The sequence below is a fragment of the Klebsiella sp. D5A genome, assembly GCF_001620885.1.
Classification (GTDB): Bacteria; Pseudomonadota; Gammaproteobacteria; order Enterobacterales; family Enterobacteriaceae; genus Klebsiella; species Klebsiella variicola.
Genome location: NZ_KV407481.1, coordinates 320,150 through 346,009 on the forward strand (window position 1 = coordinate 320,150; position 25,860 = coordinate 346,009).

A 25,860-nucleotide genomic window follows, 5' to 3' on the forward strand; every position below is an offset into this window, starting at 1 on the left:
GCCCGGCTGAGCGCAGCGCGAGCCGGGTAACCTTCCCGCATGCGGCTACGCCTTATCCGGGCTACCCAACGATGCCTACCCGTAGCCCGGCTAAGCGCAGCGCGAGCCGGGGAAACCGACGGTCTACCAGGAGGCCAGCCACAGCCTCAGGCGCATTCCCCAACCGCTGGTCCAGCCGGTGGTAACCGACTTCACCTCGCCTTGAGAAATGACCACCAGCGTTGGCGTTACCCGAATGTCCCACTGCCGCGCCAGTTGGCCGCTCGGGTCATTCACCGTCGGCAGCGTCATTTTCTTCCTGGTCAGCCACTTCTCCAGCGCGGCGTTATCGCCGGAACGCAGGGCTACCGTCAGCACATTGCCGCCGTCGGCGGCAAGTGATGCCACCGACGGCGTGGTATAGCGACAGACTCCGCACCAGGTCGCCCAGACGTACAGCAGCAGCGGCTTTTGCTGGCTCATGGCGTTCAGATCCAGCGTCCTGCCGTCGAGTGTCTGCAGCGATGTGGCGCTGACGTTTTGCGGCAGCGCGGGCTGGCGAAAATAATCCACCGCCAGGCTCACCGCCGCGCCAATCAGCAGCCACACCGCCAGCTCGCGCAGCCAGCGCCTGAATTTACTGGCCACGGGCTTTCCCCAGCTGTTCTTTCACCAGCCCCTCCAGGTCTTCAGCAGGGATCGCGCCGGCCACCATCTGATCGCCGATGATGGTCGCCGGGGTGCCCTGAATATTCAGCACCTGCGACAAAATCAGGTTCATCTTCAGCGAATCCATGGTCTTGTCATCAATACTGACGCCATCGGTGGCGGTTTTCTTCTGTGCGGCGGCGATACTGGCGTCATCGTGATAGCCTTTTTTCGCCATCAGCCGCTGATGCAGCGCCCAGAATTTATCGGGCTGCTGACGCCAGGTGGAGAGCGCGGCTTTAGCGGCATTCACCGAACTCTGCCCTTTAAACGGCAGCAGCTTAACGATGAGCTGAATATCCGGATTATCGTGGACGATTTTTTCCAGCAGCGGATCAAACTGTTTGCAGTAAGGACAGTTGTAATCGGTAAACGAGACGATTGTGAGTTTTGGCTCTTTCGCGCCGGTGCGCGGGCTATTCGGATCGTTAAACAGCAGCTGGGCTAACTGGTCATTACCGTTCGATTGCGGTTTTTCCGCCGGCGCGGCGAAGCTGAAGGCCGATACGCACAGCAGTAATAAGGCGGTGATAGCTCTCATGTTATTTTCCTTTAGCGGCGGACAGGGTGGCGAGAAGTTGTTCGCGGTCTAACAGCGCAGGCAGGATCTCTCCCTGCGGCAATCCCGGTCCGTAAATCTGGTTAAACGGCACCGCGGCGTTGCCGCGTGCGGTTAAAAACTGACTAATGTCGGCGGAGGGTCGGCTCCAGTCGCCGCGTAAGGCGACCACGTCTGGCGCTGATAGCGCCTGCTGGATGTCGTCGCGCAGCAGCACGTTGTATTTATTGGCTTTACAGGTCACGCACCAGTCGGCGGTGACATCAATAAATACCCGTTTATGCTCCGCAAGGCCGTTAGCGATAGCCTGCTCGCTGAGCGGCTGCCAGTTAACCCGGTCGCGGCGCGGGCCCTGGCCGTCCTGTTGGGCGACAAAGGCGACGGCGCCCGCCACCACGATGGCCAGAGCGCCCGCGCGCAGCGCCGTACGCCAGCGGTAGCGCCAGGCGGTGGCCAATAGCAGGCCGATGGCCAGAATCACCAGCAGGGTAAGCACCGGCGTGCGGCCGATGTGGATCGTCAGCAGGCTAACCAGCCATAGTGCTGAACCAAGCATCATTAGCCCCAACACCACGCGCAGATGATTCATCCAGCGGCCTGGACGTGGAAGTCGTTGCGCCAGCCCCGGCCAGGCGACAATAAGCAGCCACGGCAGGCTCATGCCGATCCCCATGGCGAAGAAAATCCCCCACAGCAGCGGCAACGGCGCCACCAGCGCCACCGACACGGCGGTACCGAGGAACGGCGCGGTACAGGGCGTCGCCAGCAGGGTGGCGAAGGCGCCCTGCCAAAAATGGCCCATCAAGCCGTTGCCGCCGCGGGTGGCGAGGAAGGTACTGGCGCTGGAGGAGAGACGGATTTCGAATAGTCCCAATAAACTGGCGCTGAACAGCACCATCACCAGTGCCATCGCGCTGATAAACCACGGGTTCTGGAACTGGATCCCCCAGCCGAGCGCCTGATTACCTAAGCGTAGCGCGGTCATCATCAGCGCCAGCGCCAGGAAGGAGACGACGATCCCGCATACCGAGGCGAGGAACTGCCGCCGCACCGCGCCGCGTTCGCGACGTTCGGTTTGCACCAATGAGCCGAGTTTCATCGCCAGCACCGGCAGCACGCAAGGCATGACGTTGAGGATAAGCCCGCCGGCCAGCGCCATCAGCAGCACCCAGCCTAACGCCAGCCCCGGCGCGGTACTGCCGGCGGCGATGGCGATTTGGCTTTCCTGCGCCTGGCCGCTATCGGCCAGCACCAGCGACAGCGTTTTGCCGCTCAGATCCGGCGCCGCTTCGCCCCAGCTATCGGTGACCGGTACGGTGGCGGTCAACGTATCGCCGCGGCTGGTAAAGCTCGGCGTGCCGAAATCGACATCCTCCATGCTGTCGATAAACAGCGCTGGCTGCTGCCAGCCGGCATCGCGGCGGGCGGTCACCGTCAGTTTGCCGCTGACGTAGCTGGCGGTCAGCTGCGAAGTCAGGCCATCGCGCAGCGGCAGCGTGCCCATCGCGCGGGTAAAATCATAATTAAATCGCTCCCCCGCCGGAGCCGTCATATCCAGCGAAAAGGGGTAGTCAGTGAGAATACAGACATTGCTGCAGGTAGAGAGCGTCAGGACGCCGCTAAGTGTCGGCGGTATTTTCCCGAGCAGGGTCATCGGGAAGCTGACGTCGCCGTGATACCCCTGAGTGGAAATACCCGCGACGTCGAAGCGCTGCGGCGTCGGCCAGCGCCAGTTCACCTCCAGCGGCGTGCGCCAGGCGATAGCCGGCGCGATGCCGCCTTCGCCCGGCGAACGCCAGTAGGTTTTCCAGCCCTTTCCCAGCGCTATGTCTAAAAGCAGGCGGGTGTCGCCATTGCTTCCGCTTTGCGCCCGCAGGCGCACGCTGGCGTGTTGATTGTCGGCGACGCGCAGCCAGCCGCTATCGGCGGCCTGGCTGACGGGCAGCCATAGCCAAAGCAGGCAGACCAGCAGTCGCCTGAATACCATAAACATAAATTTTCTCCGTAAGTAATAAATTAACCTGAGCTGTCAGGAGAATTAATCACTCACGGAAGACGCATAATCGCAGATGCACCCGCAATCGGGGTGGGGAGATAACGCGGGGAGGCCACTGGCGTTCGATACGCGGCGGGATCGCCGCCAGCACCGCCAGCAGCAGAGTGATAGCCAACAGCGCCCCTTCAAACAGCATCGGCGGAACGGCCATCAGCGACTTGGCGCTGAGCTCGCACGGCGTGACCGGCGCCTCGGCCTTATCCGGGTTTTGCTGTAGCGACGGGCTGTCGGCGGTGAGGTTCATGACCAGCGCGTGCATCCCGGCCATCCGCTGGGCGGTGCAGGTCAGCACCACCAGACAGGCCAGGAGGACAAAAAGAATGGCTTTGCGTTGTCGCTTAATCATGATCGCCTCAAATATTCACGCGGCCTATCTTATCGGGCGAACGCGTTTTGGCAATGGTAAAGCTGTAAAGAAGTGTCTGGCGGATAAGTGATTTGCCCCCTCCCGGCCGGGAGAGGGCGGTCAGTTACAGATTCTCACCGTTGCTGGCGATAACCGCTTTGTACCAGTTAAAGCTCTTCTTGCGCGAGCGGGACATGTCGCCGGTGCCGTCATCGTGTTTATTGACGTAGATGAAGCCGTAGCGTTTGCTGTACTGCCCGGTAGTGAAGGAGACGCAGTCGATGCAGCCCCATGGGGTATAGCCCATCAGATCGACGCCGTCATAAGTCACCGCTTTGATCATCTCTTCGACGTGGGCGCGCAGATAATCGATGCGGTAGTCATCGTTGATGCTGCCGTCAGCTTCGACTTTGTCGTAGGCGCCGAAGCCGTTTTCCACGATAAACAGCGGCTTCTGGTAGCGCTCATACAGTTCGCACAGGGCGTAGCGCAGGCCAACCGGGTCAATCTGCCAGCCCCAGTCGGAGGCTTTGACGTGCGGGTTCGGCACGCTGCCTTCGAAACCGGAAATGGCATCGCCGGTGCCGCCCTCAGCTTTCACCGCGTTGGTCATGTAGTAGCTGAAACCGAGGTAGGCGCAGGTGCCTTCGCGCAGGATCTGCGTGTCGCCGTCTTCCATTTTGATGTTGAAGCCACGGCGTTCCCATTCATTCAACACATAGCTCGGGTAGTAACCGCGCAACTGGACATCGGTAAAGACGTAGCGTTCGCGCATCGACTCCTGGGCGAACATGACATCTTCCGGTTTGCAGGAATAAGGGTAGAGGGCGACCATCGCCAGCATGCAGCCGACCTGCATGTCCGGGTTGATACGACGGGCCGCTTTCACCGCCAGCGCGCTGGCGACGAACTGGTGATGCAGCACCTGGTACATGGTCTCTTCCGGATTTTCATGCTCGGTATAGACCACGCCGGAACAGCAGTAGCCGAACAGCGGCGCGCGCCAGTTGCGCTGGTTATTGATCTCGTTGAAGGTCATCCAGTACTTCACTTTGTGCTTATAGCGCTCGAAGACCACCTCGGCGAAACGCACAAAGAAATCAACCACTTTACGGTTAGTCCAGCCGCCGTACTGCTGTACCAGATGCAGCGGCATTTCAAAGTGGGAAAGGGTGATCACCGGCTCGATGTTGTACTTCAGCAGTTCATCGAACATGTCATCGTAGAATTTCAGCCCTTCTTCATTCGGTTGAGTTTCGTCGCCCTGCGGGAAGATGCGGGTCCAGGCAATAGAGGTGCGGAAGCACTTGAAGCCCATCTCAGCGAACAGTTTGATGTCTTCTTTGTAGTGGCCGTAGAAATCGACGGCTTCATGGTTAGGGTAATATTTACCCGCTTCGACCTGGTGGGTGATTTCGCGCGGTACGCCGTGCGCCCCGCCAGTCAGCACGTCGCAGATGCTCGGGCCTTTGCCGCCTTTATTCCAGCCGCCTTCAACCTGATGCGCGGCGACCGCGCCGCCCCACAAAAAGTCTTTGGGAAGAGTCAATTTTTTCATCTTTGCTAATCTCTCTGAATAACTATTGCGATTGAGTCTAGCAAAGCGAAATTGAATGTCACGATATAACAAATTCCGCTAAAGGTAATATGTTACATCGAAAAAACAGGCTGTTATTTTTAGCTGATTTTGCGCGCTAATTTACGTCCCAGCGATTCAAGGATATAGATCACCGGAATTTGCGTTGTAATATCGTAGACGCCGCCGATGCGCGTCTGCGGCACGTGCCAGGAGAGATTGAAATCAGCCAGTTTCGCCAGTCGCGAATGCTCGTGGCTGGTAATCGACATCACCTTGCAGCGGTGCAGGCTGAACTGGCTGGCGAAGCGCAGGATCTCTTCGGTTTCGCCGGAGACGGAAAGCACGATCGCCAGCGCGTTACGGGCCATATCATTGGTTACCGGAAAATAGGGGTCGTCAATATGGTTGCTGAATTTACCGACGTTGGAAAAGAAGCGTGCGCCATATTTCGCCAGCGCGCCGGAGGTGCCGGCGCCGACGAAAATAATACGTTCCGAAGCGAGAATAATATCCACGGCCTGCTCGAGTAATTCATCGAACTCGTCATTATTGACGCTTTTAAAAAAGCTCATAATTTCGCTGGCGCCGATATTTGCCTGTTGAGGCTCATTCTGCTCAAGATATAATTTAAAGCGTACGCGAAATTCAGAGTAGCCCTCGCACTGCAGTTTGCGGCAGAAGCGCAACACGGTGGTGGTGGAGACCCCGGCGGCCTCGGCCAGTTCGCGGATGGTCATGTACATCACTTTGTCACGATTCTTAATGACATAGTGATAGACCATCATCTCAAGATTATTGAGACTGGCGACAGCGGCGTGGGAGAACATACTCACAGTGGCGAACTCACAATTCATAATGACCAGGACGGAATTATATCATGCAGGCCAATGACATTACCTTTTTTCAGCGTTTTCAGGAGGACATCCTTGCCGGGCGCAAAACGATTACTATCCGCGATGCGGCGGAATCGCATTTTAAACCGGGTGACGTCCTGCGCGTTGGGCGCTATGAAGATGACGGCTATTTTTGCACCATCGCCGTGACCGCCACCTCGACGGTGACGCTCGATACGCTAACTGAACAGCATGCTCAACAGGAGAATATGACCCTCGAACAACTGCGGCAGGTGATTAGGGAAATCTATCCTGCGGAAGATCGGTTTTATGTTATTGAATTCAAACGCCTTTAAATAAAACCGGCACAGCTGTTAGTTGAAATAACATTGTAACATTATGATTTTAATGTATTTACAAATATACATCGTTTTATTTTAGCTAACAGGTGTTCACTGGAATCATTCTCAGTTACCCTAAGTGGGCAATGAAAGCGTTCTTGTTTTCACGGAGTCAAATATGGTGCGCAAACCATTAATCACTCAGGGATATTCTCTGGCAGAGGAAGTTGCCAACAGCATCAGCCACGGGATCGGGCTGGTGTTCGGTATTGTCGGCCTCGTGTTGCTGCTGGTGCAGGCGGTAGACACCAACGCCAGCGCGACGGCGATCACCAGCTACAGCCTGTACGGCGGCAGCATGATTATGCTGTTCCTCGCCTCTACGCTCTATCACGCGATCCCGCATCAGCGGGCGAAACAGTGGCTGAAAAAGTTCGACCACTGCGCTATCTACCTGCTGATTGCCGGGACCTACACGCCGTTTTTGCTGGTGGGGTTGAATTCACCGCTGGCAAAGGGGCTGATGATCGTCATCTGGAGCCTGGCCCTGCTGGGGATCCTGTTTAAGCTGACCATCGCACACCGCTTTAAAATTCTGTCGCTGGTGACTTATCTGACCATGGGCTGGCTGTCGCTTATCGTGGTCTATCAGCTGGCAGTGAAGCTGGCGGTGGGCGGCGTAACGCTGCTGGCGGTCGGCGGGGTGGTGTACTCGCTGGGGGTCATCTTCTACGTCTGCAAACGTATTCCCTATAACCACGCTATCTGGCACGGCTTCGTGCTCGGCGGCAGCGTGTGTCACTTCCTGGCGATCTATCTGTACGTCGGCCAGTCCTGATAAACATTCCACGGTGGCGCTGCGCTTACCGTGGCTACGGTTATCTGCGGCCTGGAAATCCCACGGTGGCGCTACGCTTACCGTGGCTACGGTTATCTGCGGCCTGGAAATCCCACGGTAGTGCTGCGCTTACTGTGGCTACGATACTCTGCCGCCTGGAAATCCCACGGTGGCGCTGCGCTTACTGTGGCTACGGTATTTGCAGTCAAGTAGCCCGGCTAAGGCGCGAGCGCCGCAAGCCGGGAGTCATAACGCTTTATTACACGTCTTCCAGCGAATAGGGCAGCGGTTCGATGCGCAGGCTGCCGGCATCGTCGCGCACGCGGAAGATGCTGTCCGGCTCCATATCGTTATTCATCACTACCTGCACCAGCAACTGGCCATCATCCAGCTGAACCGCCGCAAGCACCGTCCCGGTGCGGCGCCAGTTGTCGCCCATTTTCAGCTCCAGATCTTCCCCCGCTTCCGGCACCCGGCTGGCGGTCCCTGACAGCGTCCACAGCGCACGCTTATTGGCGCCGCGGAATTTTGCCCGCGCCACCATTTCCTGGCCGGTGTAGCAGCCTTTCCTGAAGCTGATACCGCCCAGCGCCTGCAGGTTGGTGGCCTGCGGAATGAACTGCCCGCTGTTGGCGCTGTCGATAACCGGCAGACCGGCTTCAATATTCAGCGCCAGCCACTGCTGGCTGTTGTTGAGCTGCGCTTCGCCGCGCAGCGCATCGGTAACGCGATTGGCGGTGTCGACATCAGTCACCAGCAGGAAGCGTTCACCTGGATGTTCAAACCACAGCAGGCTGGTGGCGCCTTCGCTGACCACCGGGGCGGCCGCGTCGGGCAGGGCAGCGAACAGCGGCGCCAGCGCGGCGCGCGCCTGGAAGCCGGCCACCCCCAACAGAACCAGATCGTCGTTGGCGGCGATGGTGACTTTGGAGAAGACGGCATATTTTTTCAGTTCGGTCAGCTGTACGTCGCGCAGGCTGCGGCGCTCGATCCATGCGAAGCCGCCGTCGCGGCGGAATACGCGCAGATTGCTCCACATCTTGCCTTTGGCGTCACAGTGGGCGGCAAGCAGATGCTGAGCATCGGTGAGATTGCTCACATCGGCGGTAATCTGCCCCTGCAGATATTTTTCGCTATCCGGCCCGCTAATCGTCGCCAGCGCCCAGTCATCCAGGGTCATCAGCGTTAACGGCAGACGAGCGGAAGAGGAAGGCTGACGCGGAGGAAAAGGTGTAAAAGCCATAGTCATATCCTGAATCGCTTAACGCAGTGTGTGTGACCAATGGTAAAAGAGCTATAGTGCATTGCAAGTGCTTTCAACAGGCCATTTGTGCGCTGGCGTGAGACAGCCGCCTGACGCAGGGAATCAATAAGCCCATCATTATTATATGGTTTTTATGGAAGGATGCTCGCATTCAGCGATATTCCTGTAAAGTTACGGCAGAAAACGGGTTAAACTAACCTATATTTTGCTGCTGGAAGGTCAACATGGACATTAACAATAAAGCACGTATCCACTGGGCATGCCGCCGCGGGATGCGCGAACTCGACATCTCCATCATGCCGTTCTTTGAGTATGAGTACGATACCCTCAGCGACGCTGACAAACAGCTGTTCATTCGCCTGCTGGAAAATGACGATCCGGATCTGTTCAACTGGCTGATGAACCACGGCAAACCGGCCGATGCGGAGCTGCAGCGGATGGTAACCTTAATTCAGACACGGAATCGGGAACGTGGTCCTGTGGCAATCTGATCTCCGTATCTCCTGGCGCGCGCAGTGGTTTTCCCTGCTGCTCCACGGCGTTGTGGCGGCGCTGGTGCTGTTGGTTCCCTGGCCGCTAAGCTACACCCCGATCTGGCTGCTGCTGTTGTCGCTGGTAGTGTTTGACTGCGTGCGCAGCCAGCGGCGGATCCATGCCCGTCGCGGAGAGATAAAACTGCTCACCGATTCCCGTCTTCGCTGGCAAAACGCCGAATGGGAGATCCTCGGGACGCCGTGGGTCATCAATAGCGGTATGCTGCTGCGTTTACGCCATGTCGATACCCGGCGCGGGCAGCATCTGTGGCTGGCGGCGGATAGCATGGATGCCGGAGAATGGCGCGATCTGCGCCGGCTGGTGCTGCAAAAACCGGCGCAGGAGTAAGCGGCGTCAGGAGAAGTGTTCGGCCATTTCGCCGAGGATCTGCTCGCACCAGCTCTGGATGCGCTCGTCGCTCAGGTCGTACTGATTGGTTTCATCCAGCGCCAGGCCAACGAACAGTTGGCCATCGGCGATAACCGGTTTTGGACTGGTGAACTCATAGCCTTCGGTTGGCCAGTAGCCGACAAACTTCACGCCTTTGGTCGCCAGCTTGTCGTGCAGCATGCCCAGTGCGTCAAGGAACCATTCGCCATAGCCCAGCTGATCGCCCATGCCGTACAGTGCGACGATTTTGCCTTCCAGGTCCAGGGTATCCAGTTGCTCCCAGACCGCCTCCCAGTCTTCCTGAATTTCGCCGAAATCCCAGGTCGGGATGCCGAGGATCAGTACGTCGTACTGGCTCATCAGCGCGGGGGAATCGTCTTTCAGATTGTGCAGCGTCACCAGCTCAGGGCCGATGATATCGCGGATTTTCTCCGCAGCCATTTCGGTATAGCAGGTACTGGAGCCGTAAAAAAGACCTATATTCATCGCGTAAACGTCTCAATTCTTGCCGTGAATTGCGCCCAGTGTACCAGAAAGGCGGCCTCTTAAGGCATAATGAGACCGTATAACGAACAAAGAGGCCGATGTGAAACAGGATCTGGCACAAATCGAACAGTTTCTCGATGCCCTTTGGCTGGAGCGGAATCTGGCGGAGAATACGCTCAGCGCTTACCGTCGCGATCTGACGATGTTAGTCGAGTGGCTGCACCATCGCGGCCTGTCGCTGGCCAGCGTCGGCAGCGACGATCTGCAGGCGCTGCTGGCCGAGCGGCAAACCGGCGGCTACAAAGCAACGAGCACCGCACGTCTGCTCAGCGCCGTGCGCCGGTTCTTCCAGCATCTGTACCGGGAAAAAATTCGCCCGGACGATCCCAGCGCGCTGCTGGCTTCGCCGAAGCTGCCGCAGCGGTTGCCGAAGGATCTCAGCGAGGCGCAGGTTGAACGTCTGCTGCAGGCGCCGCTGGTGGAGCAGCCGCTGGAGTTACGCGATAAGGCGATGCTGGAAGTGCTGTATGCCACCGGCCTGCGCGTCTCGGAACTGGTTGGCCTGACGATGAGCGATATCAGCCTGCGTCAGGGCGTGTTGCGGGTCATTGGTAAAGGCAACAAAGAACGGCTGGTGCCGCTGGGCGAAGAGGCGGTAATGTGGGTAGAAAATTACCTCGAATATGGTCGCCCGTGGCTACTGAATGGCGTGGCGTCGGATGTCTTATTTCCCAGCCAGCGCGCACAGCAGATGACGCGTCAGACCTTCTGGCACCGCATTAAACACTATGCCGTCCTGGCGGGGATCGACAGCGCGAAACTCTCCCCGCACGTATTACGCCATGCCTTCGCCACGCATTTGCTCAATCACGGCGCCGACCTGCGCGTGGTGCAGATGCTGTTAGGACACAGCGATCTCTCCACCACGCAGATCTACACCCACGTGGCGACCGAGCGTCTGCGACAACTTCATCAACAGCACCACCCGCGGGCGTGAGTGCTGAACAAAAGGACTGAGTATGAAAAAAGGTTTATTGATGTTCACTCTGCTGGCAGCCTCGCTTTCCGGCGCGGCGCATGCCGATAGCGCGGCGATCAAACAGTCGCTGGCGAAGCTGGGTGTGCAGAGTACCGATATTCAACCGTCGCCGGTTTCCGGGATGAGCACGGTGCTGACCGACAGCGGCGTGCTGTACGTTACCGACGATGGCAAACACATCATCCAGGGGCCGATGTACGATGTGAGCGGCGCGCAGCCGGTCAACGTCACCAACCAGTTGCTGGTCGGTAAGCTGAACGCGCTGAGCAACGAGATGATTGTCTATAAAGCGCCGAAGGAGCAGCACGTCATTACCGTCTTTACCGACATCACCTGCGGCTACTGCCATAAACTGCACGAGCAGATGAGCGACTACAACGCGCTGGGCATTACCGTGCGCTATCTGGCCTTCCCGCGCCAGGGGCTGCAGAGCCAGGCCGAGCAGGACATGAAGGCCATCTGGTGTGCGAAAGATCGCAACAAAGCGCTGGATGACGCCATGAACGGCAAAGGCGTACAGCCGGCAAGCTGCAATGTGGATATCGCCAAACATTACACCCTCGGCGTGCAGATGGGCGTCAACGGCACCCCGGCGATGGTTCTCAGCAACGGTATGGTGTTGCCGGGCTATCAGGGGCCGAAAGAGCTGAAAGCGTTCCTCGACGAGCATAAAAAACAGACAAGCGGTAACTGATTCGCGTGAAACAACAGATACAACTACGCCGCCGTGAGGCGGTTGACGGCGTCGATCTCCCCGCCGACCTGCCGCCGCTGCTGCAGCGGCTGTATGCCAGCCGCGGCGTGCGCAGCGCGCAGGAGCTGGAGCGCAGCGTCAAAGGCATGCTGCCGTGGACGCAGCTCACCGGCGTTGAAAAAGCGGTTGAAATGCTGCATGAGGCTTTCGAGAAAGGGTTACATATTGTGGTGGTCGGCGATTTTGATGCCGACGGCGCCACCAGTACCGCCCTTAGCGTGCTGGCGCTACGCGCGCTGGGCTACGGTAACGTCTCCTATCTTGTGCCCAACCGTTTTGAAGACGGCTACGGTTTAAGCCCGGAAGTGGTCGATCAGGCGCACGCCCGCGGCGCGCAGATGATCATGACCGTTGATAACGGCATTTCGTCACATGCCGGTGTCGATCACGCCCATGCGTTGGGCATTCCGGTGCTGGTGACCGATCACCACCTGCCGGGCGAGACGCTACCGGCGGCCGAGGCCATCGTTAACCCTAACCTGCGCGATTGTGACTTCCCGTCGAAATCACTGGCCGGGGTGGGGGTGGCGTTTTATCTGATGCTGGCGCTGCGTACTTTCCTGCGCGATAAAGGCTGGTTCGACGCCCGCGGCATAGCCGCGCCGAACCTGGCTGAGCTGCTGGATCTGGTGGCGCTGGGCACCGTCGCGGACGTCGTGCCGCTGGATGCCAACAACCGCATCCTGACCTGGCAGGGGTTAAGCCGCATTCGCGCCGGCAAATGTCGGCCAGGCATTAAAGCGCTGCTGGAAATTGCCAATCGCGACCCGCAAAAACTGGCGGCCAGCGACCTCGGTTTCGCCCTTGGGCCGCGCCTCAATGCGGCGGGGCGGCTGGATGATATGTCCGTCGGCGTGGCGCTGCTGCTGTGCGATAACATCGGCGAAGCGCGCGTGTTAGCCAATGAGCTTGATGCGCTCAACCAGACGCGTAAAGAGATTGAACAGGGGATGCAGGCCGAAGCGTTGACCCTGTGTCAGCAACTGGAACGCAGCAGCGACACCCTGCCTGGCGGGCTGGCGATGTACCATCCGCAGTGGCATCAGGGGGTGGTCGGCATTCTGGCATCACGCATTAAGGAGCGCTTCCATCGCCCGGTTATCGCTTTTGCGCCGACCGGCGACGGCACGCTGAAAGGTTCCGGCCGCTCTATTCAGGGGCTGCACATGCGCGATGCGCTGGAGCGCCTGGATACGCTCTATCCGGGACTGATCCTGAAGTTCGGCGGCCATGCGATGGCGGCGGGTTTATCGCTGGAAGAGGCGCGCTTTGAGGAGTTTCAACAGCGCTTCGGCGAACTGGTGACTGAGTGGCTGGATCCCGCATTATTGCAGGGCGAGGTGGTCTCCGACGGCCCGCTGGCGGCGACGGAGATGAGCATGGAAGTGGCGCAGATGCTGCGCGATGCCGGACCATGGGGGCAGATGTTCCCGGAACCGTTGTTTGATGGCCGTTTTCGCCTGCTGCAGCAGCGGCTGGTGGGCGAGCGTCACCTGAAAGTGATGGTCGAACCGGTTGGCGGCGGCCCGCTGCTGGACGGTATTGCTTTCAACGTTGATACTTCCATTTGGCCGGACAACGGCGTGCGCGAAGTGCAGTTAGCCTACAAGCTCGACATCAACGAGTTCCGCGGCAACCGCAGCCTGCAGCTGATCATCGATCACCTCTGGCCAAATTGACAACAGTGTATGAATAAGGGCGCGAATCCGGTAGAATTCCGCTCTTATCACCGCATTTTGACAAATCCATTAAAAGAAACCGACCATGTTTGAAATAAATCCGGTAAAAAACCGCATTCAGGACCTCACGGAGCGCTCCGACGTTCTTAGGGGGTATCTTTGACTACGATGCCAAGAAAGAGCGTCTCGAAGAAGTAAACGCCGAGCTGGAACAGCCGGACGTCTGGAACGAACCTGAACGCGCCCAGGCGCTGGGTAAAGAGCGTTCTTCTCTGGAAGCCATTGTGGATACCCTGGATCAGATGTCCCAGGGGCTGGAAGACGTGGCTGGTCTGCTGGAGCTGGCGGTTGAAGCCGAAGACGAAGAGACCTTCAACGAAGCGGTTGCTGAGCTGGACGGGCTGGAAGAGAAGCTGGCGCAGCTTGAGTTCCGCCGCATGTTCTCCGGCGAATACGACAGCGCCGACTGCTACCTCGATATTCAGGCCGGTTCCGGCGGCACCGAAGCCCAGGACTGGGCCAGCATGCTGATGCGCATGTACCTGCGCTGGGCGGAAGCCCGCGGCTTTAAGACCGAAATCATCGAAGAATCCGAAGGTGAAGTTGCGGGCATTAAATCCGTGACCATCAAAATCATTGGCGATTACGCCTACGGCTGGCTGCGTACGGAAACCGGCGTTCACCGCCTGGTGCGTAAGAGCCCGTTCGATTCCGGTGGCCGTCGTCATACCTCCTTTAGCTCGGCGTTCGTTTATCCGGAAGTGGATGACGATATCGATATCGAAATTAACCCGGCCGATCTGCGTATCGACGTTTATCGCGCATCCGGCGCCGGTGGACAGCACGTTAACCGTACGGAATCCGCGGTGCGTATTACCCACATTCCGACCGGGTTGGTGACACAGTGCCAGAACGACCGTTCGCAGCACAAGAACAAAGACCAGGCCATGAAGCAGATGAAAGCGAAGCTTTATGAGCTGGAAATGCAGAAGAAAAATGCCGAGAAGCAGGCGATGGAAGACAACAAGTCCGACATCGGCTGGGGCAGCCAGATCCGCTCTTACGTGCTGGACGACTCGCGTATTAAAGATCTGCGTACCGGGGTGGAAACCCGCAACACTCAGGCGGTGCTCGACGGCAGCCTGGACCAATTTATCGAAGCAAGTTTGAAAGCAGGGTTATGAGGAACCAACATGTCTGAACAACAAGCACAGGGCGCTGACGCGGCAATTGACCTTAATAATGAACTGAAAACCCGCCGTGAGAAGCTGGCCGCGCTGCGTGAGCAGGGCGTCGCTTTCCCGAACGATTTCCGTCGTGACCATACCTCTGACCAACTGCACGCTGACTTCGATGCGAAAGAAAACGAAGAGCTGGAAGCGCTGAACGTTGAAGTGGCCGTTGCTGGCCGCATGATGACCCGTCGTATTATGGGTAAAGCGTCTTTCGTTACCCTGCAGGACGTTGGCGGCCGCATTCAGCTATACGTCGCGCGTGATGACCTGGCGGAAGGCGTTTATAACGACCAGTTCAAAAAATGGGATCTTGGCGACATCATCGCCGCCCGCGGTAAGCTGTTCAAGACTAAAACCGGCGAGCTGTCCATCCACTGCACCGAGCTGCGTCTGCTGACCAAAGCCCTGCGTCCGCTGCCGGACAAATTCCACGGCCTGCAGGATCAGGAAGCGCGCTATCGTCAGCGTTACCTCGATCTGATCTCCAACGATGAATCTCGCAACACTTTCAAAGTGCGTTCGCAGATCCTGGCGGGTATTCGTCAGTTCATGGTTGGCCGCGGCTTTATGGAAGTGGAAACCCCGATGATGCAGGTGATCCCGGGCGGCGCTTCCGCGCGTCCGTTCATCACCCATCACAATGCGCTGGATCTGGACATGTACCTGCGTATCGCGCCGGAACTGTACCTCAAGCGTCTGGTGGTTGGCGGCTTCGAACGCGTCTTCGAGATCAACCGTAACTTCCGTAACGAAGGGATCTCCGTTCGTCATAACCCAGAGTTCACCATGATGGAACTCTATATGGCATACGCGGATTACAAAGATCTGATCGAGCTGACCGAATCCCTGTTCCGCACCCTGGCGCAGGACATCCTCGGCAACACTGAAGTGCCTTACGGCGACCAGGTGTTCGACTTCGGCAAGCCGTTTGAAAAACTGACCATGCGCGAAGCGATCAAGAAATACCGTCCGGAAACCGAGATGGCGGATCTGGATAACTTCGATTCCGCGAAAGCGATCGCTGAGTCCATCGGCATAAAAGTTGAGAAGAGCTGGGGTCTGGGCCGTATCGTGACCGAGATCTTCGAAGAAGTGGCGGAAGCGCATCTGATTCAGCCGACCTTCATCACCGAATACCCGGCGGAAGTTTCTCCGCTGGCGCGCCGTAACGACGTGAATCCGGAAATCACCGACCGTTTCGAGTTCTTTATCGGCGGCCGTGAAATCGGTAACGGCTTTAGCGAGCTGAACGACGCTGAAGATCAGGCGCAGCGATTCCAGGATCAGGTTGATGCGAAAGCCGCCGGCGACGACGAAGCGATGTTCTACGACGAAGACTACGTCACAGCGCTGGAACACGGCCTGCCGCCGACCGCTGGTCTGGGTATCGGTATCGACCGTATGGTCATGCTGTTCACTAACAGCCACACCATCCGCGACGTGATCCTGTTCCCGGCGATGCGTCCGCAGAAATAATCGCCCTTAGCGAAATACAAAAAACCCGGCTTGCCGGGTTTTTTTATGTCTGATATGAGGGCCGAAGCCTGACGTAGCCCGGCGCAGCGCAAGCCGGGGGATCCCGGATAGCGGCGTAAATGCCTTATCCGGGCTACGCAATGGCGCAGAACCGTAGGCCTGTGCAAGCGTAGCGCCGCCAGGCATTAATGACAGGCACAGGGCTGCGCCTGGCCTGGAGAATAGTCAGCTTACCCGCGCAGACGCGCAACGAAATCGATCAGCGCCTGGCGGGCGTCCTGGTTTTCCGCTTCCAGTACCATCCACGGGCTAAACGCCCACGGCGTGGCGGCCAGCGCGCTTAACATCGTTTCCAGGTCAACCCACTGATAATCCATGACTTCATCGTCGTTAGGCTGCACTTGGCTGACCACGCGTGCGGCATACACCGGGCACACTTCGTTCTCAACAATGCCGTTAGGGGCGACCGCCCGGTAGCGGAAGGCCGGGTGAACCGGCGCGATATCGGCGATCTCCACGCCGAGCTCGAAACGACAGCGGCGTGTGACGGCCTGCTCGAAGGTCTCGCCCTGCTGGGGGTGTCCGCAGACCGAGTTGGTCCACACCCCGGGCCAGGCTTTTTTGCCCAGCGAACGACGGGTGACCAGAAACTGACCCTGCTGATTAAACAACCAGCAGGAAAACGCGAGATGCAAAGGGGTATCAAGCGTGTGGGCGGCATACTTCTCCAGCATACCGGCAGGTTGATCCTGCTCATCCAGTAAAATGACGTGTTCCCCGGCCATGACGACTCCTGAAAATAAAAAATGACCCGGCACAAACCCGCCGGGTCATGTACTCAGGCCACTAGGGTAGCCCATAAATGGGAGAAAGGCATTACCAAAACAAGCCCTGGAGGCTGGTCTGCGAGCGGCAGCCTGGGACTGCGGGGCGTGCCCTCCACGACGTGCGGTATGAACGTGAATCTTTTCGTCGCTGGCCGAACGTGATGCCAGAGGGTCATCTGTTAGCCTTCAGGGATGACGCCCTGCGCCGCGGGCTGGTATGATATTCGCCCTGATTGCGAGGTAAGTGGTTGTGTTAAGTGCAGGATGCCTGATGATGAAACGCTTTTATATGACACTGATGCTGGCGACAAGCCTGGTGCTGGCCGGTTGCTCCAGCACCTCCGACTCCGGTGCCACCTATACCGTCAAACGTGGCGATACCCTGTACGGCATCTCGCGCACCACCGGCACCAGCGTTCGCGATCTGGCTCGTCTGAATAACATCTCGCCGCCTTACACCATTGAGGTGGGGCAGAAGCTGAAGCTCAACGGCAGCGGCGCGTCAAAGACGACGAAGAAAAAATCTTCCTCTACGCGCACTGCGGCGGCCACCCCTTCATCTGCGGTACCTCAATCCTCCTGGCCGCCGGTGGGACAGCGCTGCTGGCGCTGGCCGACCAGTGGCAAAGTGGTCCTGCCTTATTCCACCGCCGATGGCGGCAATAAGGGCATTGATATTGCCGGGACCCGCGGGCAGCCGGTGTATGCCGCCGGGGCGGGCAAGGTGGTGTATGTCGGCAACCAGCTGCGCGGCTATGGCAACCTGATCATGATTAAGCACAGCGAGGATTACATCACCGCCTACGCCCACAACGATAAGCTGATGGTGAATAATGGCCAGAGCGTGAAGGCCGGCCAGCAAATTGCCACCATGGGCAGTACGGATGCCGACTCTGTGCGCCTGCATTTCCAGATCCGCTATCGGGCCACGGCCATCGATCCGCTGCGCTATCTGCCGCCGCAGGGCAGTAAACCTAAGTGCTAAAAGGTTATTTTATCGCCAGTCAGCATCTGGCAGGCTTGTCACAGGGTGCGTAAGGGCTATAATGCTTCTCGCACCTCTTCGCGGGCGTAGTTCAATGGTAGAACGAGAGCTTCCCAAGCTCTATACGAGGGTTCGATTCCCTTCGCCCGCTCCAAACTCCAGTCTCCTGACGTCTTCTAAACTCACTTCTCCCTTGATAAATCAGCGGTTATAGCTTTCTGTCAGTCTATTGAACTCCGACGGAGGACTCCACTTTGGTTGCGGGATCAGCGTTTTGCGCTGCTGGCGCTGGAGTAGTCGCGTTTAGTGATATTTTCGCATTTATCCTGTTTCCGCAGGATGAGTAATTTTACGCAACCGGCTCGCGCTGACGATGACCGATACCGCAGAGGCCGCGGCAGCGCTCCACAGCGCAACATGAATTGACCTTTCATCTGCTGCCAGCAGAACGGCTACGGCGGCGGCTCCCAGGCACTGCCCGAAAGTGCGCATAATGGATAAAACACCGGACGCATAACTCGCGTGCTCACGAATAACGTTTGAGAGCATTTCCCGGTTATTGGGACTCTGAAAGCAGCCAAACCCTATTCCGCACACCAGACTTCGCAGGCAGATATCCCACATTGAAGGGCCGGCGGGTAACGTCGCCAGCAGGATCAAACCGATGACAAAAATCACCAGCCCCAGGGTGGATATCGCCGGGGCTGATATCGTGTCCGCCCAACGGCCTGCATGCGGCGCAATCAGCACGATCCCTAACGGCCACGGCGTAAACAGCAGGGCAGACACTACCGGACTGTAGCCGTATTCGCTCTGAAACAGGAAGGGTAGCGCAATAAAGGTGATCCCCTGGCTGACAAAAGCAACCATCGACGTGAAGGCCGCGAGGGTAAAACGTTCATTTTTAAACATGGTCGGCGGCAGTAAGGGATGATCCGTGCGGCGGATTTGCCAGATAAAAGCCATGCCGCTCAGCGCAGCGAGAGCCATCCAGCAAAGGCTGCCGAATTGAGAAGTAGCGTTCTGTAGGCTGTTCGCCGCCATGATCGTCGAACCCAACAGCAGCGCCGACAATATGGCGCCCAGGGTGTCGAAGGGCGCCTGCATACGGATCGCATCCCGCGGCAGCGCTCTGACCGCCAGCAGTAAGGCGAGGGTGCCGGGAAGAACGTTTATCGCAAACAGCCATTGCCAGCTCAGGGTGTGAAGGATCGTACCGCCCAATACCGGGCCGATAGCGGAGCTGGAGGCAATGAGCAGGGCATGGAACCCCAGAATGCGGCCAAGTAATCGTCCGGGAAATACGGACCTGAGTATTGCGGGGGCAATACTCAGCGTCGCCGCGCCGCCGATCCCCTGAAGCACGCGCATACCAATAAGCACTTCGGGCTTATTCGCCAGCGCGCAACCCAGTGATGTCAGGGTAAAGGTCGTCAGGCCCGCCAGAAATACGGGGCGATAACCCAGACGGGCCGCAAGCGCCGCGAATATCGCCAGCGTCATCGCAGCCGCCAGCAGATACCCGTTGGCGAACCAGACGGCAATACTGGCAGGTACCTGCATCTCCTGAGCCATTGAGGGCAGGGCAATGTTGATCATGGTGCCATCAAACACGCCCATTAAGGTGGTGGTCATTATTGCGGCCATCACCCGTGCACGCGCCGGGCCAGGCAGTCCTTCGTCGCCGGGTTGGCTGGAAAAGAGCGTCATCATTTGTCCTCTGAGAAGAGTGTATGGATGACAAAACTATAAAGATGGCTTTTACTGGGCGGAAGGCGCACTACTTTCACTTTATTGTTGCATCAAACGCCTTATCTTAATGTACTGGGAGGAAGGATAATGTCTGATCCCGATTTTAATTTGCTGGTAGCACTCGACATATTGCTGAGTGAAGCGAGTGTCGCAGGTGCGGCACGTCGTCTGAACCTCAGCACCTCGGCCATGAGCCGGACATTAAGCAGGTTACGCGATGTCACAGGAGACCCGATCCTGGTGCGCGCCGGGCGTAACATGGTACTGACCCCGTGGGCCGAAGCGACCCGGGATCGCGCCAGGCGTGCAGTGCACGAGGCCAGGGCAGTATTGCAGCCCTCAACGGAAACGTTCTGCGCGAGAAGTCTGGCGCGTCTTTTTACCATCAGGGCAAACGATGGCTTTGTGGTGGCGTTTGGGCCTGCGCTCATAGCAGCGGTTGCCGACGCCGCGCCGGATGTCTGTATACGCTTCGCGCCTAAGCCGGAAAAAACGTCGCGCTATCTTCGGGAAGGGCTGGTTGATCTGGAGATTGGCGTTCAGAGTAATATGGGGCCAGAAATACGGCTGCAACGACTGTTTGAGGATCGGTTTGTTGGCGTCGTGCGTAAAGGGCACCCGCTGGCTAAGCAGGCAGAAATAGGCGTGGGTGATTATGTCGCCTGGGGCCATGTGGTAGCGTCACCCGATGGCGCGTTGCACGGATCCGTCGACGATGCGCTGGCCGAACTGGGGACAAAACGTAAAATTGCGAGCGTCGTACCGGGATTTCCGACAGCCCTGTCCGTGGCGCTGGAATCGGATCTTATCGCCATGATACCCGCACTCTATTTACTCAATCAGCAGGTAACGGATCAGGTACACGTTTTCGAGCTGCCGTTCAAAAGCCGTCGTATTACGGTATCGCAGATGTGGCACCCAAGAATGGAACGCGACCCCGGTCACCGCTGGCTGAGAGAGCAAATTCTTGCGATATGCGGTGTGGGGAGGTCAGTCATGACTAAGGAGCCTGTATAGCGATTGCTATAACATCAATTTATATTAAATGAATAGTTCAAACTACTGATATTTAAGATAAAAAATCAAACGAAGTAGCGGTGTAGTAACTAAATTGAGATGCCCATCTCTGACCAAATAGACATGTCCGCGCTACCGTCTCGCTACAGCGATCGCTGCTTTCAAAGGATGAGACTCATGACGGCATACGGAACGGAAATTTTCTCAATGAGCGATGTGAACAGACTCACTATCGAAGTCTCCATACTTCGATAGACCGTTTATGTTCTTTCCGCGAGACCTAATCGAAAGCCCTCGTGGTACCTTTAAATTAACAGTTAACGATAAATAAAGGACAGCTTCCCTGTCCTTTATTCTTTTTTATTCAGCTTTGCTCTCGCGCGCTCGCAATACCTCGCCGACCACCGGGGCGGCGGTAAACGCATTTGGCCATCCCGCGTAGAACGCCGCCTGGGCGACCACTTCTCCGGCCTCTTCAGCCGAAAGCCCATTATCCATAGCTCTGTTCAGGTGGTAGCCAATCTGCGCGCTCTGTCCGGCGGCGATTAACGCGCTGACCGTCACCAGACTTCTGTCGCGGGGCGTAAGCGCGGGCCGTTGCCAGAGGTCGAGAAACAGCGGGTCGGCGGTAAATTTAACCAGGCCAGGCGAAATGGGGCCGACATTTTTCTCCACGGTCTCTGCACGCTGTTTCTCTACCTGTTCATTGAGTGGCAGCAGCGTTGGCGAGGCGGCGGGCAGGGCCTCTGCCGTGATGTCGCGGGCTGCAAAGATCGCTTTGGTCACGCTGACGGCTGACATTGCATTGGGCCAACCTGAGTAGAACGCCAGATGGGTAATGATCTCTGATACTTCCGCTGGCGTCACGCCGCTATCGAGAGCGACTTCAATATAGTGCTTCAGCTCGCCTGGCTGGTTGCGGGCAATCAGCATGGCTACGGTCACGATGCTGCGGTCGCGGGTGGACAGGGCGTCACGTTGCCAGAGGTCGTTGCTGATGGCCTCGCGGCCGAAGCGCGCCAGCGCCGGTGAGACCGCGTGAATATCAGCGTCCACAAGGGTGGAGGGGGGAATTTTCATCATAGCTTCATCTCTTTGTTCGTTGGCATAAGTAAAATCAGACAGCACAAGCGACAAGGCTGCCGCGGCAATCACGTTTTTCATGTTTTATTCTCCCTGCTGAACAGGACAGAGGGTTACCGCGTCCACACCTGAGGATGGTCTTTGGCTTGCGGCGTGTTTTGCGCCATCACGCCTGTGAGAACGTGCGGCTGATAGGCTTCTTCCAGATAACGGATTTCTTCCGGGCTCAGTTGAAGGGCCACAGCGCTGACCGCACCGTCAACATGGTGCTTTTGCGTGGCGCCGACCACCGGGGCGGTGACTTTAGTCAGCAGCCAGGCCAGCGAGATTTCGGTCATGGAGACCTGATGCCGTTCGGCAAGTTCGGCGACGCGGGCAATAATGATCCGATCCTGCTCTGCCGTGCCGTCGTATTTCCCCCGGGCATAATCATCTTCCACCGCTCGCCGCGTGTAGCCTTCTAAACGCGAGAGACGGCCGCTGGCCAGCGCGCTATAGGGGGTCATGGCGATATTATCTTCTGCGCACAGCCCGAAGAGTTCTCGTTCGTCTTCACGCATAATCAGGTTGTAATGGCTTTGCATGGAGACAAAGGGCGTCAGCCCTTCGCGTTCAGCAAGGGCGTTCGCCTTCGCCAGCTGCCAGGCATAGCAATTGGAAATGCCAATCGCGCGCACCTTGCCGGCGGTCACGGCGGTGTGCAGCGCCTCCAGCACGTCGATAACCGGGGTGTTGTGATCCCAGATGTGGTAGATGTAGAGGTCGATGTAGTCCATCCCGAGGTTTCGCAGACTCTGGTCGAGCGAGCGGGCTATCGCCTCTTTTCCGCTGATCCCCTCGGCTATCTGGGCAGCGGTTCGTGGCAGAAACTTGGTGGCCAGCACCACCTCCTCGCGTTTTGCCATCTCCCGCAGCGCCCGGCCAACGTACCGCTCACTGGAGCCGTTCTGATAGGCGATGGCGGTATCGTAAAAATTGATGCCCTTTTCGAGGCCGTAGCGAATGATGTCCCGGCTGGCTGTTTCGTCCAGCGTCCAGCGATGCTGGCCCGTCAACGGATCGCCAAACCCCATACATCCCATGCAGATGCGGGAGACCAGTAAGTCACTTTTACCGAGCCGGGTATACTGCATCGTTATTTTCTCCCTTTGGGTTATTCCACCAGAGTTTTCAGCTGCGCGATCAGTCTGGCCGCGTGCTCCCGGGCACGCGCCTTTTGCTGGGCGATTTTGTCGGCATCCCGGTCGGCGTAGCTGATGCCGCAGGTATAAACTGGCGCCAGCAGCTCAAGATTGCACAGCCTGGCCGTGGTCTCGAAAGGAAGGAGGTACTCTTCAATGGCGTGGCCAAAGAAACCGTCAGTGGTGTAGAGCGCCTGCGGCGCACCGGTGGTGAAAGAGAGAAGCAGTTTTTTACCGCCCAGTTTCGCCGTTGAGCCATGCGCGAAGCCGTGAACAAAGACCTCGTCCAGCCATTGTTTCATTAACCCGGGCAGCCCATACCAGGAAAAAGGAAACTGCCAGACAATCACATCGGCCTTCAGCAGGCTTTCCTGCTCTGCGCTGATGTTGAATTTGCCGTGCGGATAGAGCCAGTCCAGACGACGGATTTCCGCGTCGGGCAGGGCGGTCTCTACCTCGTCGAGAATGGTGGCGTTGGCGATGGAATGGTTGAGATCCGGATGCCCGGAAACGATAAGGATATGAGGCCTTTCCATCGTTACTCCTGATGTTTAAATTCGGCAGAAAAGAGGTTTTCCCAGCTAATAAACGAGCCGAGTGGAATACACTCGAAGGTTAATAAACCCGCTTTTGCCAGCGGAAATTCGGCCATGACGTTATTCGCCTCTTCCACGGTGTCGCATTCGAGGAAAATAGCGACGCCGGGTCGGTCCTGACGGAAATAGATGTCGCGGATAAAGCCAGACTTATACAGTCCCCAGGCATGCAGGGCTTCCGCGGTAAGGTGCGGCGCATAGTGTTCCAGCGTCGCGCCGGGCGCGGGGATATCCAGACATAAAATTCGCATCGTTGTCTCCGGAAAGTCGTTATCAGCGGGAAGAGACAAAAGTATACGAGCCCCTGATGGCGAAGATTAGGCGGTCATTGACTTAAGAATATTTAGCCTGTACTTAATAATCAGGCGAGGTTGGCTTAAGGAGATGCTATGAATAACGCGCTTTATAATCAGATACGCATTTTTCAGAGCATTGCGCGCGAAGGCACTATCTCGGCCGCCGCAAGGAAATTAGAAATCACGCCGCCGTCGGTCAGCAACGCGCTCAAGCTGCTGGAAGAGCACATTGGTCATCCGCTTTTTGTGCGCACTACCCGGCGAATCGAGCTGACAGAAACCGGGCAACAGCTGCTGGAGCAGACTGCGGCGGCGGTGGAGGTTCTGGAAACATCGCTGGAGAGCCTCCGCGACCAGAATCAGGAACCCTCCGGAGCAGTGAGAATAACCCTCTCGCGCTTTGCCTACCTGCTTATTTTGAAACCGGCGATGGCGGCATTTTGTCAGCAATATCCGGGGATCCAGCTGGAAATATCGGTCTATGACGGTACCGTCAATATTATTGAAGAACGATTCGACCTGGGGATCCGCTTTGGCGATATTCTCGAAGGCGGAGTGGTCGCCCGCCCGTTAATGAAGCCGTTTCGGGAAGGGTTATATGCCTCCTCAGCCTATCTGGCCGAATATGGCGTGCCTGCGGTACCCGCCGATCTCAACCATCACCGGCTGATTGGCTATCGCTTTATTACCAACAACCGCATCCTGCCGCTGATCCTCAATGACCACGGCGAGCAACTCACCGTCGAGATGCCGGGGCAGTTAATCAGCAATGATATTGACGTCATGGCCGACGGTATCCGCCATGGACTGGGGATTGGCCGCTTGTTTGAACCCATCTGGCGGCTACAGCCCGATCGTGAACAGTTTCTACCGGTGATGGAGGACTACTGGAAAACCTATCCGCCGGTTTATCTCTATTACCCGAAAAACGCGGGCAGAACGAAAAGGGTGAAAGCCCTGATTGATTTTCTGATAGCGCATACCGCGGAATAGAGGTTATTTGCGTGCGAAATGTCTGAAGGCACCGGCCCTGTCTTTCTCTCAGCCTTAACCCTATACTCCCTGCGGATAACGCGTTTTTATCGCGGTGCATTTTGCCGTGCAACGGCTCATCCCATCGTCAACGCGATGGACGGGGAATATCAATAAGGGAGAGGCAGCAATGGGCAGACGCTTCATGGTCTGTATGTTCGCGCTGGTGGCGTTTTCGGCCAGTGCAGCGCAGGGCGTTCACGGTGGCCATAACGGGCAGTCGGTAATAGCTGGCGCCGACGGCGGCAACGGTTCGAACGGCGGCGATAGCGATAATTCCTCGGGTCGGGCAGGGTGCCCGGGCGGCACCGATCCCGATAAGCACGGCCATTTTTACCTGCCCGGCACCCGCGAACCCTGTAATCCCGGGCCCCAGGATGCAGAGAAAGTCGGGTCTTCCCGCTAGCGTTCAGCTCAGATCGTGCAGCGCTTTGTCTGATGGCGGGGAAAGCTGGATATCCTGAAACTCAACCGCCAGTCCCGCGCGCTCCGGTGAGCAGCACATGACGCCCGCTTTCACCGGGCCTGGCGGAAAGTAGCCGAGCCGCAGCAGCGGCCAGCGCTCGCCGTCGGTCGAATACTGCAGCCTTAACGCATCGCCCTTGCGGGTCAGCCGCAGCCAGAAGGTGCGCGGGTCGCCGGGAAAAAGCCCGGTGGCCCAGTCGGAGTGGGTTAGCGTCAGTACGCTGCCGATGGCCGGGGCATCGTCATTGAATTCAATCCCCGCCTTCAGCCAGGTCTGCTCGTCCGCCATCATCATTAGTCCAGCCTGGTCGTAAAGCGTGGTGAAATCGGCACATATTTTTGCCTGCAGGGTAAAATCACCTTCCACCTCAGTAGCATAAAGATGCCCAGAGAAACGCTCGAAGCCATACCAGGTATGGCGCCAGAAGTCGGTATGCTTATCGGTGACCACCGTCAGGCCGTCGGTATCGCGGCGCCACTCGGCAGGTTCATTGATCCAGTGAAAGGACGGCTGCATTTTTCCTCCGGGA

The 25,860-nt window shown here is 57.6% G+C and carries 28 protein-coding genes and 1 tRNA gene; 14 read left to right on the top strand and 15 right to left on the bottom strand.

The features are described from left to right. Positions 1 to 123: 123 nt before the first annotated feature. The 6 genes from AS136_RS01565 to AS136_RS01590 all read right to left on the bottom strand — a co-directional run bounded on the left by AS136_RS01565 (position 124) and on the right by AS136_RS01590 (position 6,054). Positions 124 to 627 (bottom strand): protein disulfide oxidoreductase, encoded by a 504-nt coding sequence (locus tag AS136_RS01565; RefSeq protein ID WP_023323257.1) that lies wholly within the window; start codon positions 625 to 627, stop codon positions 124 to 126. Continuing rightward, positions 617 to 1,228: a DsbA family protein gene (locus AS136_RS01570; RefSeq protein WP_016161820.1), complete on the bottom strand. Its 612-nt coding sequence runs from the start codon at positions 1,226 to 1,228 to the stop codon at positions 617 to 619. The genes AS136_RS01565 and AS136_RS01570 overlap by 11 nt, the downstream gene beginning before the upstream one ends. A 1-nt stretch (position 1,229) precedes the next feature. Continuing rightward, positions 1,230 to 3,239, bottom strand: a complete 2,010-nt coding sequence (locus tag AS136_RS01575) for a protein-disulfide reductase DsbD family protein (protein ID WP_023323256.1) — start codon at positions 3,237 to 3,239, stop codon at positions 1,230 to 1,232. Positions 3,240 to 3,288: 49 nt separating this feature from the next. Next, positions 3,289 to 3,648: a hypothetical protein gene (locus AS136_RS01580; RefSeq protein WP_012967243.1), complete on the bottom strand. Its 360-nt coding sequence runs from the start codon at positions 3,646 to 3,648 to the stop codon at positions 3,289 to 3,291. A 124-nt stretch (positions 3,649 to 3,772) separates the two neighbouring features. Continuing rightward, positions 3,773 to 5,206: a 6-phospho-beta-glucosidase BglA gene (bglA, locus tag AS136_RS01585; protein WP_012540589.1), complete on the bottom strand. Its 1,434-nt coding sequence runs from the start codon at positions 5,204 to 5,206 to the stop codon at positions 3,773 to 3,775. A gap of 119 nt (positions 5,207 to 5,325) precedes the next feature. Then, complete coding sequence (locus AS136_RS01590; protein ID WP_012967245.1) at positions 5,326 to 6,054, bottom strand: MurR/RpiR family transcriptional regulator; 729 nt, start codon at positions 6,052 to 6,054, stop codon at positions 5,326 to 5,328. A 50-nt stretch (positions 6,055 to 6,104) separates the two neighbouring features. Between AS136_RS01590 and yqfB the strand changes: the two genes are divergently transcribed. Both yqfB and trhA read left to right on the top strand, forming a co-directional pair. Next, positions 6,105 to 6,416, top strand: coding sequence for a N(4)-acetylcytidine aminohydrolase (gene yqfB / locus AS136_RS01595; RefSeq protein ID WP_008806430.1), 312 nt, complete (start codon positions 6,105 to 6,107; stop codon positions 6,414 to 6,416). 163 nt (positions 6,417 to 6,579) lie between these two features. Beyond that, entirely contained in the window at positions 6,580 to 7,239 is a 660-nt protein-coding gene (trhA, locus tag AS136_RS01600) for a PAQR family membrane homeostasis protein TrhA (RefSeq protein ID WP_008806429.1), read from the top strand. 259 nt (positions 7,240 to 7,498) lie between these two features. Here the strand turns inward: trhA and ygfZ are convergent, their stop codons facing one another. Next, positions 7,499 to 8,482: a tRNA-modifying protein YgfZ gene (gene ygfZ, locus AS136_RS01605; RefSeq protein ID WP_008806428.1), complete on the bottom strand. Its 984-nt coding sequence runs from the start codon at positions 8,480 to 8,482 to the stop codon at positions 7,499 to 7,501. 245 nt (positions 8,483 to 8,727) lie between these two features. Between ygfZ and sdhE the strand changes: the two genes are divergently transcribed. Together sdhE and AS136_RS01615 are read left to right on the top strand one after the other, a co-directional pair. Beyond that, positions 8,728 to 8,994, top strand: coding sequence for an FAD assembly factor SdhE (gene sdhE / locus AS136_RS01610; RefSeq protein ID WP_002916312.1), 267 nt, complete (start codon positions 8,728 to 8,730; stop codon positions 8,992 to 8,994). Next, positions 8,975 to 9,385, top strand: coding sequence for a protein YgfX (locus AS136_RS01615; protein ID WP_002916310.1), 411 nt, complete (start codon positions 8,975 to 8,977; stop codon positions 9,383 to 9,385). The genes sdhE and AS136_RS01615 overlap by 20 nt, the downstream gene beginning before the upstream one ends. A 6-nt stretch (positions 9,386 to 9,391) precedes the next feature. Here AS136_RS01615 and fldB read toward each other — a convergent pair whose 3' ends face one another. Further along, complete coding sequence (gene fldB / locus AS136_RS01620; protein ID WP_008806427.1) at positions 9,392 to 9,913, bottom strand: flavodoxin FldB; 522 nt, start codon at positions 9,911 to 9,913, stop codon at positions 9,392 to 9,394. Positions 9,914 to 10,013: 100 nt separating this feature from the next. On the opposite strand from fldB, the gene xerD reads away from it, so the two are divergent. The 5 genes from xerD to lysS all read left to right on the top strand — a co-directional run bounded on the left by xerD (position 10,014) and on the right by lysS (position 16,096). Further along, complete coding sequence (xerD, locus tag AS136_RS01625; protein WP_008806426.1) at positions 10,014 to 10,910, top strand: site-specific tyrosine recombinase XerD; 897 nt, start codon at positions 10,014 to 10,016, stop codon at positions 10,908 to 10,910. Between the two features lie 22 nt (positions 10,911 to 10,932). Beyond that, positions 10,933 to 11,646: a bifunctional protein-disulfide isomerase/oxidoreductase DsbC gene (dsbC, locus tag AS136_RS01630; protein WP_008806425.1), complete on the top strand. Its 714-nt coding sequence runs from the start codon at positions 10,933 to 10,935 to the stop codon at positions 11,644 to 11,646. A gap of 5 nt (positions 11,647 to 11,651) precedes the next feature. After that, entirely contained in the window at positions 11,652 to 13,385 is a 1,734-nt protein-coding gene (gene recJ, locus AS136_RS01635) for a single-stranded-DNA-specific exonuclease RecJ (RefSeq protein ID WP_008806424.1), read from the top strand. 85 nt (positions 13,386 to 13,470) lie between these two features. Continuing rightward, positions 13,471 to 14,569 (top strand): peptide chain release factor 2 gene (gene prfB, locus AS136_RS01640; protein ID WP_012540595.1). Its coding sequence is split into 2 segments (ribosomal slippage): positions 13,471 to 13,545 and positions 13,547 to 14,569, totalling 1,098 coding nucleotides; the frame shifts between segments, so codons are not numbered across the junction. 9 nt (positions 14,570 to 14,578) lie between these two features. Then, positions 14,579 to 16,096: a lysine--tRNA ligase gene (lysS, locus tag AS136_RS01645; protein ID WP_008806422.1), complete on the top strand. Its 1,518-nt coding sequence runs from the start codon at positions 14,579 to 14,581 to the stop codon at positions 16,094 to 16,096. 230 nt (positions 16,097 to 16,326) lie between these two features. Here the strand turns inward: lysS and idi are convergent, their stop codons facing one another. Further along, positions 16,327 to 16,881 carry an isopentenyl-diphosphate Delta-isomerase gene (gene idi / locus AS136_RS01650; protein WP_008806421.1) on the bottom strand — a complete coding sequence of 185 codons (555 nt, stop codon included), beginning with the start codon at positions 16,879 to 16,881 and terminating at the stop codon, positions 16,327 to 16,329. A 313-nt stretch (positions 16,882 to 17,194) separates the two neighbouring features. On the opposite strand from idi, the gene actS reads away from it, so the two are divergent. Both actS and AS136_RS01660 read left to right on the top strand, forming a co-directional pair. Continuing rightward, a complete protein-coding gene (gene actS, locus AS136_RS01655; RefSeq protein WP_063266648.1) occupies positions 17,195 to 17,908 on the top strand; it encodes an amidase activator ActS in 714 nt (237 codons plus the stop codon). 80 nt (positions 17,909 to 17,988) lie between these two features. Further along, positions 17,989 to 18,062, top strand: a tRNA-Gly gene (locus AS136_RS01660). Positions 18,063 to 18,229: 167 nt separating this feature from the next. Here AS136_RS01660 and AS136_RS01665 read toward each other — a convergent pair. Continuing rightward, positions 18,230 to 19,618 (bottom strand): MFS transporter, encoded by a 1,389-nt coding sequence (locus AS136_RS01665; RefSeq protein ID WP_016161796.1) that lies wholly within the window; start codon positions 19,616 to 19,618, stop codon positions 18,230 to 18,232. A gap of 129 nt (positions 19,619 to 19,747) precedes the next feature. On the opposite strand from AS136_RS01665, the gene AS136_RS01670 reads away from it, so the two are divergent. Then, on the top strand, positions 19,748 to 20,677 hold the full coding sequence (locus AS136_RS01670; RefSeq protein ID WP_008806405.1) for a LysR family transcriptional regulator: 930 nt from the start codon (positions 19,748 to 19,750) through the stop codon (positions 20,675 to 20,677). Between the two features lie 360 nt (positions 20,678 to 21,037). On the opposite strand, the gene AS136_RS01675 is transcribed toward AS136_RS01670, so the two are convergent. Genes AS136_RS01675 through AS136_RS01690 form a run of 4 tightly spaced genes read right to left on the bottom strand, consistent with a single transcriptional unit; the run spans position 21,038 to position 23,788 of the window. Further along, complete coding sequence (locus AS136_RS01675; RefSeq protein ID WP_023323255.1) at positions 21,038 to 21,841, bottom strand: carboxymuconolactone decarboxylase family protein; 804 nt, start codon at positions 21,839 to 21,841, stop codon at positions 21,038 to 21,040. Positions 21,842 to 21,873: 32 nt separating this feature from the next. After that, entirely contained in the window at positions 21,874 to 22,893 is a 1,020-nt protein-coding gene (locus tag AS136_RS01680; RefSeq protein WP_023323254.1) for an aldo/keto reductase, read from the bottom strand. Between the two features lie 20 nt (positions 22,894 to 22,913). Then, positions 22,914 to 23,477, bottom strand: coding sequence for an NAD(P)H-dependent oxidoreductase (locus tag AS136_RS01685; protein ID WP_023323253.1), 564 nt, complete (start codon positions 23,475 to 23,477; stop codon positions 22,914 to 22,916). Positions 23,478 to 23,479: 2 nt separating this feature from the next. After that, on the bottom strand, positions 23,480 to 23,788 hold the full coding sequence (locus AS136_RS01690) for a superoxide dismutase (RefSeq protein ID WP_004151785.1): 309 nt from the start codon (positions 23,786 to 23,788) through the stop codon (positions 23,480 to 23,482). 138 nt (positions 23,789 to 23,926) lie between these two features. Here AS136_RS01690 and AS136_RS01695 point away from each other — a divergent pair, with 138 nt between their 5' ends. Continuing rightward, positions 23,927 to 24,826, top strand: coding sequence for a LysR family transcriptional regulator (locus tag AS136_RS01695; RefSeq protein WP_012540606.1), 900 nt, complete (start codon positions 23,927 to 23,929; stop codon positions 24,824 to 24,826). 169 nt (positions 24,827 to 24,995) lie between these two features. Continuing rightward, complete coding sequence (locus AS136_RS01700) at positions 24,996 to 25,271, top strand: hypothetical protein (protein WP_008806400.1); 276 nt, start codon at positions 24,996 to 24,998, stop codon at positions 25,269 to 25,271. Positions 25,272 to 25,274: 3 nt separating this feature from the next. On the opposite strand, the gene AS136_RS01705 is transcribed toward AS136_RS01700, so the two are convergent. Beyond that, the gene (locus AS136_RS01705) at positions 25,275 to 25,847 is read right to left on the bottom strand and encodes a DUF1349 domain-containing protein (RefSeq protein WP_023323252.1); all 573 of its coding nucleotides are present in this window, start codon (positions 25,845 to 25,847) and stop codon (positions 25,275 to 25,277) included. Positions 25,848 to 25,860 lie beyond the last annotated feature (13 nt).

Coding starts and splice junctions, on each gene's coding strand:
- AS136_RS01570 (WP_016161820.1), bottom strand. CDS start 1,228: ATGAGAGCTATCACCGCCTTATTACTGCTGTGCGTATCGGCCTTCAGC.
- AS136_RS01575 (WP_023323256.1), bottom strand. CDS start 3,239: ATGTTTATGGTATTCAGGCGACTGCTGGTCTGCCTGCTTTGGCTATGG.
- AS136_RS01580 (WP_012967243.1), bottom strand. CDS start 3,648: ATGATTAAGCGACAACGCAAAGCCATTCTTTTTGTCCTCCTGGCCTGT.
- bglA (WP_012540589.1), bottom strand. CDS start 5,206: ATGAAAAAATTGACTCTTCCCAAAGACTTTTTGTGGGGCGGCGCGGTC.
- AS136_RS01590 (WP_012967245.1), bottom strand. CDS start 6,054: ATGTTCTCCCACGCCGCTGTCGCCAGTCTCAATAATCTTGAGATGATG.
- yqfB (WP_008806430.1), top strand. CDS start 6,105: ATGCAGGCCAATGACATTACCTTTTTTCAGCGTTTTCAGGAGGACATC.
- trhA (WP_008806429.1), top strand. CDS start 6,580: ATGGTGCGCAAACCATTAATCACTCAGGGATATTCTCTGGCAGAGGAA.
- ygfZ (WP_008806428.1), bottom strand. CDS start 8,482: ATGGCTTTTACACCTTTTCCTCCGCGTCAGCCTTCCTCTTCCGCTCGT.
- sdhE (WP_002916312.1), top strand. CDS start 8,728: ATGGACATTAACAATAAAGCACGTATCCACTGGGCATGCCGCCGCGGG.
- fldB (WP_008806427.1), bottom strand. CDS start 9,913: ATGAATATAGGTCTTTTTTACGGCTCCAGTACCTGCTATACCGAAATG.
- dsbC (WP_008806425.1), top strand. CDS start 10,933: ATGAAAAAAGGTTTATTGATGTTCACTCTGCTGGCAGCCTCGCTTTCC.
- lysS (WP_008806422.1), top strand. CDS start 14,579: ATGTCTGAACAACAAGCACAGGGCGCTGACGCGGCAATTGACCTTAAT.
- idi (WP_008806421.1), bottom strand. CDS start 16,881: ATGGCCGGGGAACACGTCATTTTACTGGATGAGCAGGATCAACCTGCC.
- actS (WP_063266648.1), top strand. CDS start 17,195: ATGATGAAACGCTTTTATATGACACTGATGCTGGCGACAAGCCTGGTG.
- AS136_RS01665 (WP_016161796.1), bottom strand. CDS start 19,618: ATGACGCTCTTTTCCAGCCAACCCGGCGACGAAGGACTGCCTGGCCCG.
- AS136_RS01670 (WP_008806405.1), top strand. CDS start 19,748: ATGTCTGATCCCGATTTTAATTTGCTGGTAGCACTCGACATATTGCTG.
- AS136_RS01675 (WP_023323255.1), bottom strand. CDS start 21,841: ATGAAAAACGTGATTGCCGCGGCAGCCTTGTCGCTTGTGCTGTCTGAT.
- AS136_RS01680 (WP_023323254.1), bottom strand. CDS start 22,893: ATGCAGTATACCCGGCTCGGTAAAAGTGACTTACTGGTCTCCCGCATC.
- AS136_RS01685 (WP_023323253.1), bottom strand. CDS start 23,477: ATGGAAAGGCCTCATATCCTTATCGTTTCCGGGCATCCGGATCTCAAC.
- AS136_RS01690 (WP_004151785.1), bottom strand. CDS start 23,788: ATGCGAATTTTATGTCTGGATATCCCCGCGCCCGGCGCGACGCTGGAA.
- AS136_RS01695 (WP_012540606.1), top strand. CDS start 23,927: ATGAATAACGCGCTTTATAATCAGATACGCATTTTTCAGAGCATTGCG.
- AS136_RS01700 (WP_008806400.1), top strand. CDS start 24,996: ATGGGCAGACGCTTCATGGTCTGTATGTTCGCGCTGGTGGCGTTTTCG.
- AS136_RS01705 (WP_023323252.1), bottom strand. CDS start 25,847: ATGCAGCCGTCCTTTCACTGGATCAATGAACCTGCCGAGTGGCGCCGC.